The organism is Pseudomonas sp. OG7 (genome assembly GCF_014192825.1).
GTDB lineage: Bacteria > Pseudomonadota > Gammaproteobacteria > Pseudomonadales > Pseudomonadaceae > Aquipseudomonas > Aquipseudomonas monteilii.
Map to the genome: position 1 here is coordinate 163,264 of NZ_JACHYK010000010.1, position 12,801 is coordinate 176,064.

Below are 12,801 nucleotides of genomic sequence, written 5' to 3' on the forward strand. Positions count from 1 at the left end.
GTTCTCGACTCAGCGGTTGGACTTGATCTTGCTCCAGGAGCGGGTCATGACGCGCATGATCTTCGGGCTCGGGGTGCTGGAGATGTACAGTTTGTCCAGCACGTCCTGGGGTGGGTAGATTTCGGGATTGCCGACCAGCGATGCATCCATGTAGGCCTTGGCGTCCGGGTTGGCATTGGCATAGCCGACGGTTGCGCTGACCTTGGCGATCACTTTGGGGTCGAGCAGGTAGTTGATGAATGCCAGGGCCTGCTCGGGGTTGCTGGCGTCCTTGGGGATGGCCAGCAGGTCGAACCACAGGTTGCTGCCTTCCTTGGGAATGCTGTAGGCCACTTTCACGCCGTTCTTCGCTTCCACGGCACGGTTGGCGGCCTGGAACACGTCGCCGGAGTAGCCGAAGGCCACGCAGACATCGCCATTGGCCAGGTCGGAGACGTATTTGGAGGAATGGAAGTACGTGATGTAGGGGCGCAGCTCCAGCAGGCGGGCTTCGGCCTTGGCGTAGTCGGCCGGTTTTTCGCTGCGCGGGTCCATGCCCAGGTAGTTGAGGACAGCCGGGAACAGTTCATCGGGCGAGTCCATGAAGGCCACGCCGCACTGTTTGAGCTTTTTCAGGTTTTCCGGCTCGAACAGCACCGCCCACGAGTCGATATGGTCCACGCCTAGAGCCGCCTTGACCTTGTCGACGTTGTAGCCGATGCCATTGGTACCCCACAGGTAAGGCACCGCGTACTGGTTACCTGGGTCGTTCTGTTCAAGCTGTTTGAGCAGCTTGGGGTCCAGGTGCTGCCAGTTCGGCAGTTTGCTGCGGTCCAGCGGCAAGAAGGCACCGGCCTGGGCCTGGCGGGCGAGGAAGTGGTTCGACGGCACCACCACGTCATAACCGGTGCGCCCGGCCAGCAGTTTGCCTTCGAGGGTTTCGTTGGAGTCGAACACGTCATACACCACCTTGATCCCGCTGCTGGCCTGGAAGTCGGCCAGGGTGGTGTCACCAATGTAGTCGGTCCAGTTGTACACGCTGACCGAAGGGGTGGCGTGGGTGGTGGTGGCGAACAGCAGGGTGAATGCAGCGGGTATCAGGGCTTGCAGATGACGCATGGGGACACCTCGTTGGTCTTGTTCTTCGAATTCGGTGCAGGGGGCTTCAAGCCCCCCCTGTGTGGGTCAAACGCTGAGCATCAGGAACTCGCGCTCCCACGAGCTGATCACGCGCTTGTAGTTCTCGTGCTCGGCCCGCTTGACCGCCACGTAGCCCTGGACGAACTGCTTGCCCAGGTACTGCTGCACGGTTTCGCAGTCTTCCATGTGCTGCAGCGCATCCTCGATGGTGATCGGCAAGCGCAGGTTGCGCCGTTCGTAGGCACGGCCTTGTACCGGCGCGCTGGGGTCGATTTGCTCGACCATGCCCAGATAGCCGCACAGCAGGCTGGCGGCAATCGCCAGGTACGGGTTGGCATCCGCACCCGGCAGGCGGTTTTCCACGCGCATCGCCTCGGGGCTGGACGTGGGCACACGCAAGCCCGCGGTGCGGTTTTCTTCGCCCCACTCGACGTTGACCGGTGCCGAGGTGTCCGGCAGGAAGCGGCGGAACGAGTTGACGTTGGGCGCGAACATCGGCAGCAGCTTGGGGATGTACTTCTGCAAGCCGCCGATGTGGTGCAGGAACAGCGGGCTCATGCTGCCGTCTTCATTGGCGAAAATCGGCTTGCCGGTGGCGATGTCCACCACGCTTTGGTGCAGGTGCATGGCGCTGCCCGGCTCGTCGGTGATCGGCTTGGCCATGAAGGTAGCGGCGACGTTGTGCTTGAGGGCTGCCTCACGCATGGTGCGCTTGAACACGGTGATCTGGTCGGCCAGGTCCAGCGCGTCTCCGTGGCGGAAGTTGATCTCCATCTGCGCCGGGCCGTCTTCGTGAATCAGCGTATCCAGGTCCAGGCCCTGGATCTCGCACCAGTCGTAGACGTCTTCGAACAGCGGGTCGAATTCGTTGGCGGCATCGATCGAGAACGACTGACGGCCGCTTTCGGCACGGCCAGAGCGCCCCAGCGGGACCTGCAGTGGCAAGTCCGGGTCTTCGCAGCGCTTGGTCAGGTAAAACTCCATTTCCGGCGCGACGATCGGCTGCCAGCCTTTGTCGGCGTACAGCTTGAGCACCTTCTTCAGCACGTTGCGCGGCGACAGCTCAATGGGGTTGCCTTGTTTGTCGAAGGTGTCGTGGATCACGATCGCAGTCGGCTCGATCGCCCACGGGATCTGGTACACAGCGCTTGGGTCGGGGCGGCAGACCATGTCGATGTCGGCGGCGTCGAGCAGGTTGTAGTAGATGTCATCGTCAACGTAGTCGCCGGTGACCGTCTGCAGCAGCACGCTTTCTGGCAGGCGCATGCCACGTTCATGGAGGAACTTGGCGGTGGGCGCGATCTTGCCACGGGCAATGCCGGTCAAGTCGCTGATCACGCATTCGACTTCGGTGATGCGGTGTTCTTTCAGCCAGGTGTACAGCTGATCGAAGGGGGCGTTCATACAGACCTCTTGGTTGGGTTTTAGTGTGGGAACGCGGAAGCCCGAGAAAGCCGTCGCAGGGTTTCCGGGGCATCACGCTTCCCAGGTGACGCGCTGGAGACTATCTTGGTCGCAGCTCCCCGGGGCAATCTATCCACTTTCTTCAGTAACGAATGCACCAAAAGAGTGCATACAGGACAATGCGTGACAACCGCCAATGCGTTGCAGGTCCAGGCTTTTCATACCACCGACGTTACCGAGCAAGTGCGCGCCACCCCTGGCTGGCAGCAACAGTATCGGCAGATGTCACCCGGGCATTTCAGCGGTGAACTGCGTTGCCTGGGGCTCGATGGCGTGGAGGTGTACGAAGAGCGGCTGAATACCCGGGTGGAGCAGTTTTTCCGCGCGCCGAGCGGTTCGCTGGCGTTCTGCTTCGACCGTAGCGAGAACAGCCTGTACCTGCTGAACGAGCAAAGCCGCAATATCTGGATCACGCCGGAGAACTACCAGGAGGTGGCGGTGGTGTTCGATCAGGCCTTTCTGGCCCGCCATGGGCTGGACCCGCAGCGCCTCGAAGGTTTATTCATGGTGCCATTGGGCAGCGGGCAGAATGCCTTGTTCGGTAGCTGGCTGAGCGCCACGCTGACGCGCCTGGGCGACGCGGATTGCCGGCTGCAGGGGCAGGCCTTGGCCGAGCAATTGCTGGAGGACTGCCTGTTCATTCTCGACAATGCCTGTCAGCGCTTGCAGGGTGTGGCGTTGGGGCGCCGTGACGAAGAGCGCGCGATCATGCGCCGGGTCAGCGAATGGGCGGCCGACTGCCCGGAAGAGACGCTAAACCTGATGGAGTTGGCGGGGGTTGCCGGGGTTTCCCTGCGTCAGTTGCAGCAGGCGTTCAAGGCATTTACCGGCATGCCGCCGGCGCAGTGGCTGCGGTTGCGCAGGCTGAACGGTGCGCGGCGCGACTTGTTGCGCGGTGGTGGCGTAACGGTCGCCGAAGTAGCGATGCGCTGGTCATTTTGGCATTTGGGAAGGTTTTCAGAGAGTTACAAACAGTTGTTCAAGGAGTTTCCCAGCGAGACGTTGAAGCGGCGCAGGGGTTAAACCCAGCATTCCCTACCGAAAGTTGCTATCGTGCCGCCCTGTTTCCACCCGAGGTGCCGATGTTTTACCTGCCTTTGCCCAGCGACCAGGCCGATCGCCTCGCCAGCGAACCCAACACTGACTTTTTCACCACTGCCAGCGTGCTCGACGCTGCCGCAGTGCTGTTCGTGCAAAACCTCCCACGCCAGCCCGGCACCGCATCGGCCGACGCGCAAGAGCGCCGTTTCGCCGGAATCGTGCGCATCGCCAACGAAGTCGAAAGCGTCGCGCCCGGGCGTTTCCAGGGCCAGGTGGCGCAGCACTTCGATCGCGAAGCTTTTGCCATGGGCCTTGGCATGCTGGGTGAAAACGGCATTGCCCTGTTGTCGGCCGAGGTGGAGTACACCGCAGACGAGCTGCTGGATGCCGAAGGCCAGTGGAGCTTCCAGTTCGCCGACACCTACCGCCAGCGGGCCACACCGCTGCACCCGGTGTACTTGCCGTCCCTGGCCAGTGACCTGATGCTCAGCGATCAGCAAAACCGCCTGCTGCGCGAGTTTCTCAGTGGCATAGACGAGTCGGTGGCCGTGCAAGGCTTCGCCGGCACCGGCAAAACCTTCCTGATTCACCAGTTCGCCCGGCTGCTGGAGCCACAGCGCACGTTGCTGCTGGCACTGACCGAGGGCCAGTTGCGCGCCCTGCAGGCGCGGGTGAAGGACGCTGCCGCCTACACCGCGATGACCTTCGGCCAGCTGGCAGACGAGCTGCTGAACCGCGACCTCACCAGCAATGGCTGGCGTTTGCGCGACCCGTACCGTACCAAGCTGTCGTGGCGCCCGCAGGACGCACAGGTGGTGCGCTGGCTGGCCATTCCCGACATCGGCCCAGTTGCTGCACGCGATGTGGTTGCCTTGTGCGTGCGCGCCGTGCGCACGTTCTGCCACAGCGCCGACACCCAGCTGCAATTGCACCATTTGCCATGGGCCGGGCCGGGCACCTCGCCGCTGGACCAAGAGGTGCTGCTGGAAAAGGCGAGGTCGTACTGGCAGGAACTGATTCGCCCGTCGGCACGAGAAATCCAGCTACCGGTGCGCGACTACCACCGGGTAAAGCTGCTGTCACTGACCGACTATGTGATCGACAGCCGTTATACCCACGTCATCGTCGACGAATCCCACGAGCTGTCCGCACCGATGCTTGCCGTGCTTGATCGCAGCCCGCAGTCGATCATTGCCCTGGGGGACGAGCTGCAGAACCTCAACGGTCTGAGTCCGCACCATGGCGGTTTTATTCGCCAGCGCTGCATCGACCATTCGCTGCGTGCCGGGCCGGCGATGGACAACGTGCTGAACCCGCTGATTCAGGCGCACCCGGCCTCGATTCAGGCCGCTTTCAGTGGCAGCGCCGAGCACTACACCCGGGTCAGCTTCTTCGATGCCGTGACGGTGCCGGAACAGCCCACGGCGCTGATCGTCGATGACGAATGGGGCCTGTTTGGCTGGTTCCAGCGTCTGACACACCAGGGCGTGCCGTTCGTGCTGCTCAAAAGCGCGCGCAAGGACTTCGAATTGTTCGTCGAAGACTGCATCGAGTTGTACCGTTACGGCACGCGGCCCCGGCACCCGATGCTGTTCCGCTATGCCAGCTGGCAGGCGTTGGAGCAGGACAAGGGCGATGACAAGGCCTTCGTTGCCGTGGCCAACATGCTGCGCAAGGGCTACACGCCTGAGCACTTTGCCAAGGCCAAGAGCCGTTACCGTTGGGACAAGGCACCCAAGTTGTTCCTGGGGCGGGTAAGGGACGTGAAGAACATGGAATTCGCCCGGGTGATGGTGTCGCCGGAGCTGATGGTGGCGCCTCAGGTGGCGGGTAACCGCAATGAGCGGGCGCGGATGCTGGCGGGGTTGTACACCGCCTGTTCGCGGGCGCGGCATGAGTTGATCGTGCCGGGAGGGATGCTGGACTGGGTCAAGGACCAGGTTCGCGATTGAGATTGTTGGGGGCCGCAAAGCGGCCCCCATTTACACAATCAGTTACGGTCCAGCCACACCGTCTGGGCATTGGTGAACTCACGCACACCAAAGTGCGAAAGCTCACGCCCGAAACCGCTCTTCTTCACACCGCCAAACGCCACGCGGGGGTCCGAAGCGCAGTAACCGTTGATGAACACGCCACCGGTATCCAGTGCTGCGGTCATGCGCTCAGCCAGCGCATAGTCGGCGGTGTAGATGGTCGCGGCCAGGCCGAACTCGCTATCGTTTGCCAGCTCCACCGCATGGTCGGCATCACGGGCAGTGATGATCGCGGCCACCGGCCCGAACAGCTCCTGCTTGAACGCCGTCATGCCCGGCGTGACGTTGGCGAACACGGTCGGCGCGTAGAAGTTGGCCACGCCCTCGACTTTGTTGCCGCCCAGCAGCAGGGTGGCGCCTTCGGCGAGGGTCGCTTGCACCTGGCCGTCCAGCTCATCGCGCAGGTCGTAACGGGCCATCGGGCCAATGTAGGTGTCGTCGTCCAGTGGGTTGCCCACTTTCAGTTCACGGGTGGCTTCAACGAACTTGCGGGTGAATTCGTCAACGATGCTTTCTTCGACGATCAGACGCTTGGCCGCGGCGCAGACCTGGCCGGTGTTCTGGTAGCGGCCGATGACCGCAGCCTTGACGGCGGCATCCAGGTCGGCGTCGGCCAACACGATGAACGGGTCGGAACCACCCAGCTCCAGCACGCACTTCTTCAGCGCGGCACCGGCCTGGGCACCGATCGCCATGCCGGCACGTACGCTGCCGGTCAGGGTCACGGCGGCAATGCGCGTGTCGTTGATGGCACGGGTGACGCCATCCGGGGTCACGTTCAGTACCTCGAACACGCCCTCTGGCAGCCCGGCATCCTTGAACAGCTCGCCCAGCAGGTAGGCGCTGCCCATCACGTTCGGCGCATGCTTGAGTACATACGTGTTACCCGCCAGGATCGCCGGCACGGCGCCGCGCAATACCTGCCAGACCGGGAAGTTCCAAGGCATCACGGCCAGGATCGGGCCAAGCGGACGGTATTCGATACGGGCTTTTTCAACCTGGGTAGGCTCCGGCGCGAGCATGGCCGGGCCGTGCTCGGCGTACCAACGGCACAGGCCAACGCACTTGCTGACTTCGCCACGGGCCTGGGCGACTGGCTTGCCGATTTCGCGGCTGATCATCTGGGCGAAGGCTTCGGCTTTGGCTTCGAGGGTGCTGGCCAGGGCGAGCAGGTACTCGCTGCGCTGACCCAGCGACACTTGGCGCCACTGGCGGTAGCCAACCTTGGCACGTTGCAGCGCCGCTTCCAGTGCGGTGTCGGTGTCGAACGGGTAGGCGCCGATCTGCTCGCCGCTGTACGGGTCGAGGGAGATGGCGTGGGTCAGGCTGCTGATCGCGCTCATGGCGGACACTCTCTTTGTTGTTAATCAGTGACGCCAGACTAGTGGGCTATGGCTTTAATGAAAACTGAATAATAATGAGTGAAACATTCACGTTTGGAGAAAGACTGTGGACCTGGTGCAACTGGAGATGTTCAAGGCCGTGGCAGAGCAGGGCAGCATCAGTGCCGCCGCGCAGCACATCCACCGGGTGCCGTCGAACCTGACCACACGCATCAAGCAGCTGGAGGAAGACCTCGGCGTTGAACTGTTCATTCGCGAAAAGAGCCGCCTGCGCCTGTCGCCTGCCGGTTGGAATTTTCTCGAATACACCCGGCGCATTCTCGACCTGGTTCACGAGGCGCGTTTGACCGTGGCCGGTGAAGACCCGCAGGGCACCTTCGCCCTGGGCTCACTGGAAAGCACCGCGGCCGTGCGCATCCCGGCGCTGCTGGCGGCCTACAACCAGCGCTATCCCAAGGTCGACCTGGACCTGTCTACCGGCCCTTCGGGCACGATGCTGGAAGGCGTGTTGTCTGGTCGCCTGGTGGCGGCGTTCGTCGATGGCCCGGTGCTGCACCCGACACTGGAGGGCATGCCTGTGTTCGAGGAAGAGATGATGGTGATCGCGCCGCTCAACCATGCCCCGGTTACCCGTGCACAGGACGTGAACGGGGAGAGCATCTACGCCTTCCGTGCCAACTGCTCCTACCGCCATCACTTTGAAAACTGGTTCGTGCAGGACCAGGCGGTGCCGGGCAAGATCCACGAGATGGAGTCTTACCACGGCATGCTGGCCTGCGTCAGCGCTGGCGCAGGCCTGGCCATGATGCCGCGCAGCATGCTCGACAATATGCCCGGGTGCAGCACCGTCAGTGCGTGGCCGATGTCGGAGGATTTCCGCTACCTGAAAACCTGGCTGGTGTGGCGGCGGGGCACGGTATCGCGCAGCTTGAGCATGTTTGTAAAACTTCTTGAAGAAGCGCGTACAACATCCTGATATTTATATAAATTTACGTTCGCTTCATGCGTTAGTGCCGAATATCACGAGGGTAACCACACATCGGCACGAACACCGATACGCCTGAAGGATCAGATACTAGGTAAGCCATCCTCTGAAGGAGGGTCGTACCATGCGTAACCATCACTATGCCCTCGGTGCGGCACTGCTGGTCGCTTTTGCCATGCCATGGACCTTGGCAGCCGCCGCCAACCTCAATGCCCCCATCGATATGCAGGCCGTTCAGTTACAACCACAGGAACAGAACGGCGTGCGCTTTCTGCAGGGAGGTATCGGCCAGGATGAGGCCAACGCCCTGCGCAAAACCCCAGGTTACGACTTGCACGTAGAGCTTTCCACGGGGCCGGAAGGCAAGTTCCAGAGCGGGGCCAATATCGATATCCAGAACGCCCAGGGGCAGCCCGTGCTCAGCGTCATGGATGCCGGGCCGCTGCTGTATGTGCAGTTGCCGCCTGGCAAATACAAAGTCACCGGTAACGCTCAAGGGCAGACGGTGCAGCAAATGGTGACTGTTAACGGCAAGGCCCCTACGACCGTGAGCCTTAACTGGCGTTAAGGGATAACGGGCAGGAGTACATGTGTACTCCTGCCGGGTCGGAGCATATCGCCATGAGCCTGAGCCTTCAACTGGAGATGGTGGACGAGCGGGGGTATGTATTGATCCCGGATGTGCTCGAACCCCTGAGGCGGAATACAACTGCAGCCCTGCGCACGGCGAGGCACATCTTGAAGAAGCGAATTAGCCAATAGTGGCAATTCACTTTCAACTTTCTGATTATTTGGACAATAATAAAAAAAATATTACTTCGTGTGACCGGCCTGGAAGGGCCGGGCACCGCATAAGATCGAGGGGCTCAAGCCCCCGCTTGCCGTGTAGACCATCAGGAGAGTCGTTGATGAAAACCCGTCTAGCAGCATCGCTGGCCGCTGCAGTGCTGGCCTTTGCAGGGGCCAACCTGGCCCAGGCCGCGCAGGTGTCCGGTGCCGTTGGCGCCACCGGCCAAGGCGACATGACCTACCGTATTGGCATGTCGTTCGACTGGGACAAGAAATGGCTGGAAAGCAGCACCGGGTATCTGAGCGGATACTGGGACGCTGCGTACACCTACTGGGAGGGCGGGGACGCCAGTGGCGCACATTCGCTGTCGTTCAGCCCGGTGTTCACCTATGAATTCAGCGGTTTCACCTACACGCCGTACATCGAGGCCGGCATTGGCCTGGCGGCGTTCTCCAAGACCGACGTGGGCGATCAGCGTCTGGGTTCCTCAGTCAACTTCGAAGACCGCATCGGTTTTGGCTTGAAGTTGCCGGGGGAACAGAAGGTGGGCATCCGCGCGATGCATTACTCCAACGCGGGCATCAAGCAGCCAAACGACGGGATCGAGTCGTACTCGCTGTTCTACAGCAAGGGTTTCTAGCAGTTTGGGGCCGCCAGGCGGCCCCACACCCGTCAGAAGGTATACGAAACCCCAGCCTGCACTGTCCGAGGCGCCCCCGGGTACACATAGCTGTTGAACGCCCCTTCGTCATAGCCTTTGTTGAACACGTTCTTCACATCCAGGTTCAGACGGACGTGTTCGTTGACCTGGTAGAAGCTCAGCAAGTCGACCACGGTGTATTGCTCCATGGTGTAGGTCGTCGCGGCGGTCTGGCCTTGACGGTCATCCACATACTTTACGCCAACGCCCAGGCCCAACCCCTTGGCCACGCCATCCTGGAATTCATACGTGTTGAGCAGGCTGAAGCTGTTGCGCGGGATGTTTGCCAGGCGCGTGCCGGTCGGCAGGCTGGTGTCCTTGGTGACTTGGGCATCCACGTACGAATAGCCACCAATCACCCGCCACTCAGGCGTGATGTTGCCGGCAACGTTGATGTCCAGGCCACGGCTGCGCACTTCGCCGGCTGCGATTTTGTAGGTGCCGGTAGGGTCGCTGGGATCGTTGGCCAGCACGTTTTCCTTGACGATGTGGTAGATCGCCGCGTCAACGCTCAACTGGCGATCAAGTGCCTCCCATTTCACACCCAGTTCGTAGGACTTGCCTTTCTCGGGGTCGAAACCACGCCCTGTTGCACCGGCAGGCGCGCCACTATTGGGCTTGAATGAGCGTGCGGTGTTGGCATAGACCGCGACGGTATCGGTCAGGTCAAACAGCAGGCCGAACCGCGGGGTTACACCGTTCTCGCCTTTATCGAAGTCACCCGCACTGTTGAGCTTGTTGACATAGTCATGTTCAAAGCGTTCGAAGCGCACACCTGCCAAAGCTTTAAGGCGCTCGGTCAGGGCAACCTGGTCCTGAACGAAAAATGCCCAGGTTTTTAGGTTTTCCTTGTCATGGGTGGTGGGTGTACTCAATAAGGCTGGGCGCGACTGGTCATACACCGGATCGAAAAGGTCGATTGGATAGGACGTTGGAGTGGTAGCCGAACGCTGGATGATCGAGTTGTAGTCGTAGTCTTCGTACTCGACACCTGTAAGCAACGTATGGCTGAAACCACCGGTGTCAAAATGCCCGGTCAGGTTGAGCTGGTAGTCGCGGTCCCGCCATTCCAGCTTGCGGTAGTTGAAGTTACGCCCCAGGGTCCGGCCATCGGCCTGCAAGCGGTTGGCCTCGATGGCGTTGCCCTTGAGGGTACCGTCCAGCCACTGCATGCCGCCGCCCAGGGTCCAGTCATCATTGAGCGCATGCTCGAAACGCAACTGCGCCATGTTGTTATCGTTGTGCAGCATGTTGTCGCTGCCTTTGCCCCAGATGTTGGTATCGCGCGAGGCGCTGCCAGCCTGGTTGGTGTAATGCGTCAGGCCGCGGTCAAGCGGGTGGTTGTTACGCATGAAGTCGCCTTCAAAGACGATTTTGGTCGCATCGTTCACCTGCCAGCTAAGCACCGGCGCGACGTCGTAGCGTTCGCTTTCGACGTTGTCGCGGAAGCTGTCGCCACCTTCGCCCAACACATTCAGGCGATAGGCCAGGCTGCCGTCCTGGTTCAAGGCACCGGTGGCGTCGAGGGTGGCGCGGTGCATGCCCTGATCGTCGAGCTGGCTGCCCAGGGTTACCTGCTGTTCAGCCTGCGGCTGCTTGGTAACCACATTGAAGGTGCCGCCGGGGTCGCCACGGCCGTACAGGGTGCTGGCCGGGCCACGGATCACTTCCAGACGCTCGACGCTGTTGGCATCAGGCGCATTCGGGTAACCGCGGTTCATCGGGAAGCCGTTGCGGTAGTACTCGCCAGTGGTGAAACCACGGACAGTGACCGTGGTCAGGCCCTGCCCGCCAAAGTTGTTGGCGCGGCCCACGCCACCGGCATAGTCCAGGGCGTCTTGCAGGCGGGTGCTGGCCGTATCGGTCAGCACATCCTTGGGCACCACGCTGACCGACTGCGGCGTTTCGTGCAGCGCCGTGTCGGTGCGGGTGGCGCTGGCCGAGCGGGTGGCCTTGTAGCCAAAGACCGGGCCGTCGGCGCGTTCGCTGTCGGCGTTGCTGGTGATGTTCAAAGCCTGGAGTTCAATCTGGGCAGGGTCGCTGAGCGGTTCGGGCTCGGCAAAGGCCAGCGGGGAGACAGCATGAAGCACACAAAGCGAAACGAACGTGCGACGCATCGACGGTACGATCCTGGGTGGGGCGCTGAGGGAAAGGGTAGGGAAGCGCCGCGAAATTACTACGAATCATTATCAAATGCATTCTTTTTGTGTGGCACTGGTGTACCAAATACCAACCGGTGAAATACACGCCGGTCTCTACGCAGGTAAACCGCTCCCACCTTTAATATCCCTAAGGTAGCGGGTTATCCCGGGAAGCGGCCGGTTCAGATATGCCAGAACTCAGTGAACGGCCTTGATCGCCAGCACATTACACAACGGATGCTCCAGTACATGGGCCGTGGTCCCGCCCAGGAACGTCTGCATCGCGTCATGCCGGTGGCTGCCCATGACAATCACATCGGCCCGGCTGTGGCCGACAAACTGGGCAATCGCCCTGATCGCTGCTCCTTCCAGGAAGTGCCTGCGCTCCAGCGGAATCTGATGATGGTCACCCAGGCGGTTGAACGCTGCCCGCTGCGCGGTACGCACGCTGCTGTCGAAGCCAGGCATGGTTACCGTACCCGCACCAAAGTCGGCGATATGGGTCTTGGCTGCATCGCACACATGCAGCAGATGGAGCTCGCCGTTGCATTGCAGCGCCAAGGCATGGGCAGTCTGTATGACCTGTTCATCCAGGTGTTCACCTGCGCCGTGGCTGTTCAGGTCCACCGCTGCGGCAATCTGCCGGGGCAGGGGCAGGCGGATGTCGCTCACCAGGTGCACGGCGACCGGGCTGTCCTTGAGCAGTTGCCAGTCCAGGGGCGTGACCAGCAGGCGTTTGAGAATCGGTTCGTGCTGCACGTCCTTGACCAGCAGGTCGCAACCCAGCCGCTCGACCCGCTCCAGCACACTGCCCAGCGGGTCGCGGGTCAATAACAGCTCGGTGGACACGTCCAGGCCTGCATCGCCCAACTGTTCGGCCTCGTCCGCCAGCCACTGGCGGTTGTCGCTGAGCAGCCGCTCACGTTCGCGACCATCGCTCATCAAGCCAAAGGTGTCGACATCATCGACGAAAACGTTGATATCCAGCAGTGCGCCGCTGGACTCCGCCAGCGCCGCTGCGCGTTGCAGCGCGGGCGTATGGCGCATTTGCGGGCCGAGCATGACGAACAAACGCTTGAACTGGCTCATCTCACACCTCCACGTGTGGCAGCCCCCCGGTGCTCTGGTCTTGTTCAGTCTAGTTCGCTTCAGGCTGCATGAGCAGCAGGCTGGCGATCAGGTATG

The 12,801-nt window shown here is 61.5% G+C and carries 10 protein-coding genes; 5 read left to right on the forward strand and 5 right to left on the reverse strand.

The window, feature by feature from the left end:
* Positions 1–9: 9 nt before the first annotated feature.
* The gene (locus FHW75_RS23230; protein WP_027609269.1) at positions 10–1,098 is read right to left on the reverse strand and encodes a polyamine ABC transporter substrate-binding protein; all 1,089 of its coding nucleotides are present in this window, start codon (positions 1,096–1,098) and stop codon (positions 10–12) included.
* A 66-nt stretch (positions 1,099–1,164) separates the two neighbouring features.
* Positions 1,165–2,523 (reverse strand): glutamine synthetase family protein, encoded by a 1,359-nt coding sequence (locus tag FHW75_RS23235; protein ID WP_016715275.1) that lies wholly within the window; start codon positions 2,521–2,523, stop codon positions 1,165–1,167.
* 183 nt (positions 2,524–2,706) lie between these two features.
* Here FHW75_RS23235 and FHW75_RS23240 point away from each other — a divergent pair, with 183 nt between their 5' ends.
* Together FHW75_RS23240 and FHW75_RS23245 are read left to right on the forward strand one after the other, a co-directional pair.
* Entirely contained in the window at positions 2,707–3,606 is a 900-nt protein-coding gene (locus FHW75_RS23240; protein WP_019096267.1) for a helix-turn-helix domain-containing protein, read from the forward strand.
* A gap of 59 nt (positions 3,607–3,665) precedes the next feature.
* Positions 3,666–5,576: an AAA family ATPase gene (locus tag FHW75_RS23245; protein WP_027609268.1), complete on the forward strand. Its 1,911-nt coding sequence runs from the start codon at positions 3,666–3,668 to the stop codon at positions 5,574–5,576.
* A 38-nt stretch (positions 5,577–5,614) separates the two neighbouring features.
* Here the strand turns inward: FHW75_RS23245 and FHW75_RS23250 are convergent, their stop codons facing one another.
* The gene (locus tag FHW75_RS23250; RefSeq protein ID WP_025754141.1) at positions 5,615–7,000 is read right to left on the reverse strand and encodes an aldehyde dehydrogenase family protein; all 1,386 of its coding nucleotides are present in this window, start codon (positions 6,998–7,000) and stop codon (positions 5,615–5,617) included.
* A gap of 106 nt (positions 7,001–7,106) precedes the next feature.
* Between FHW75_RS23250 and ptrR the strand changes: the two genes are divergently transcribed.
* The 3 genes from ptrR to FHW75_RS23265 all read left to right on the forward strand — a co-directional run bounded on the left by ptrR (position 7,107) and on the right by FHW75_RS23265 (position 9,415).
* On the forward strand, positions 7,107–7,976 hold the full coding sequence (gene ptrR / locus FHW75_RS23255) for a putrescine utilization regulator PtrR (protein ID WP_019096265.1): 870 nt from the start codon (positions 7,107–7,109) through the stop codon (positions 7,974–7,976).
* Between the two features lie 133 nt (positions 7,977–8,109).
* Positions 8,110–8,553, forward strand: a complete 444-nt coding sequence (locus FHW75_RS23260; RefSeq protein WP_019096264.1) for a hypothetical protein — start codon at positions 8,110–8,112, stop codon at positions 8,551–8,553.
* Positions 8,554–8,893: 340 nt separating this feature from the next.
* Positions 8,894–9,415, forward strand: a complete 522-nt coding sequence (locus FHW75_RS23265) for an acyloxyacyl hydrolase (RefSeq protein WP_019096263.1) — start codon at positions 8,894–8,896, stop codon at positions 9,413–9,415.
* A gap of 32 nt (positions 9,416–9,447) precedes the next feature.
* On the opposite strand, the gene FHW75_RS23270 is transcribed toward FHW75_RS23265, so the two are convergent.
* Both FHW75_RS23270 and FHW75_RS23275 read right to left on the reverse strand, forming a co-directional pair.
* Complete coding sequence (locus FHW75_RS23270) at positions 9,448–11,592, reverse strand: TonB-dependent siderophore receptor (RefSeq protein ID WP_027609267.1); 2,145 nt, start codon at positions 11,590–11,592, stop codon at positions 9,448–9,450.
* A 222-nt stretch (positions 11,593–11,814) separates the two neighbouring features.
* On the reverse strand, positions 11,815–12,705 hold the full coding sequence (locus FHW75_RS23275; protein WP_019096261.1) for a universal stress protein: 891 nt from the start codon (positions 12,703–12,705) through the stop codon (positions 11,815–11,817).
* Between the last annotated feature and the right edge of the window lie 96 nt (positions 12,706–12,801).

Coding starts and splice junctions, on each gene's coding strand:
- FHW75_RS23265 (WP_019096263.1), top strand. CDS start 8,894: ATGAAAACCCGTCTAGCAGCATCGCTGGCCGCTGCAGTGCTGGCCTTT.
- FHW75_RS23245 (WP_027609268.1), top strand. CDS start 3,666: ATGTTTTACCTGCCTTTGCCCAGCGACCAGGCCGATCGCCTCGCCAGC.
- FHW75_RS23235 (WP_016715275.1), bottom strand. CDS start 2,523: ATGAACGCCCCCTTCGATCAGCTGTACACCTGGCTGAAAGAACACCGC.
- FHW75_RS23250 (WP_025754141.1), bottom strand. CDS start 7,000: ATGAGCGCGATCAGCAGCCTGACCCACGCCATCTCCCTCGACCCGTAC.
- FHW75_RS23270 (WP_027609267.1), bottom strand. CDS start 11,592: ATGCGTCGCACGTTCGTTTCGCTTTGTGTGCTTCATGCTGTCTCCCCG.
- FHW75_RS23275 (WP_019096261.1), bottom strand. CDS start 12,705: ATGAGCCAGTTCAAGCGTTTGTTCGTCATGCTCGGCCCGCAAATGCGC.
- FHW75_RS23260 (WP_019096264.1), top strand. CDS start 8,110: ATGCGTAACCATCACTATGCCCTCGGTGCGGCACTGCTGGTCGCTTTT.
- FHW75_RS23230 (WP_027609269.1), bottom strand. CDS start 1,098: ATGCGTCATCTGCAAGCCCTGATACCCGCTGCATTCACCCTGCTGTTC.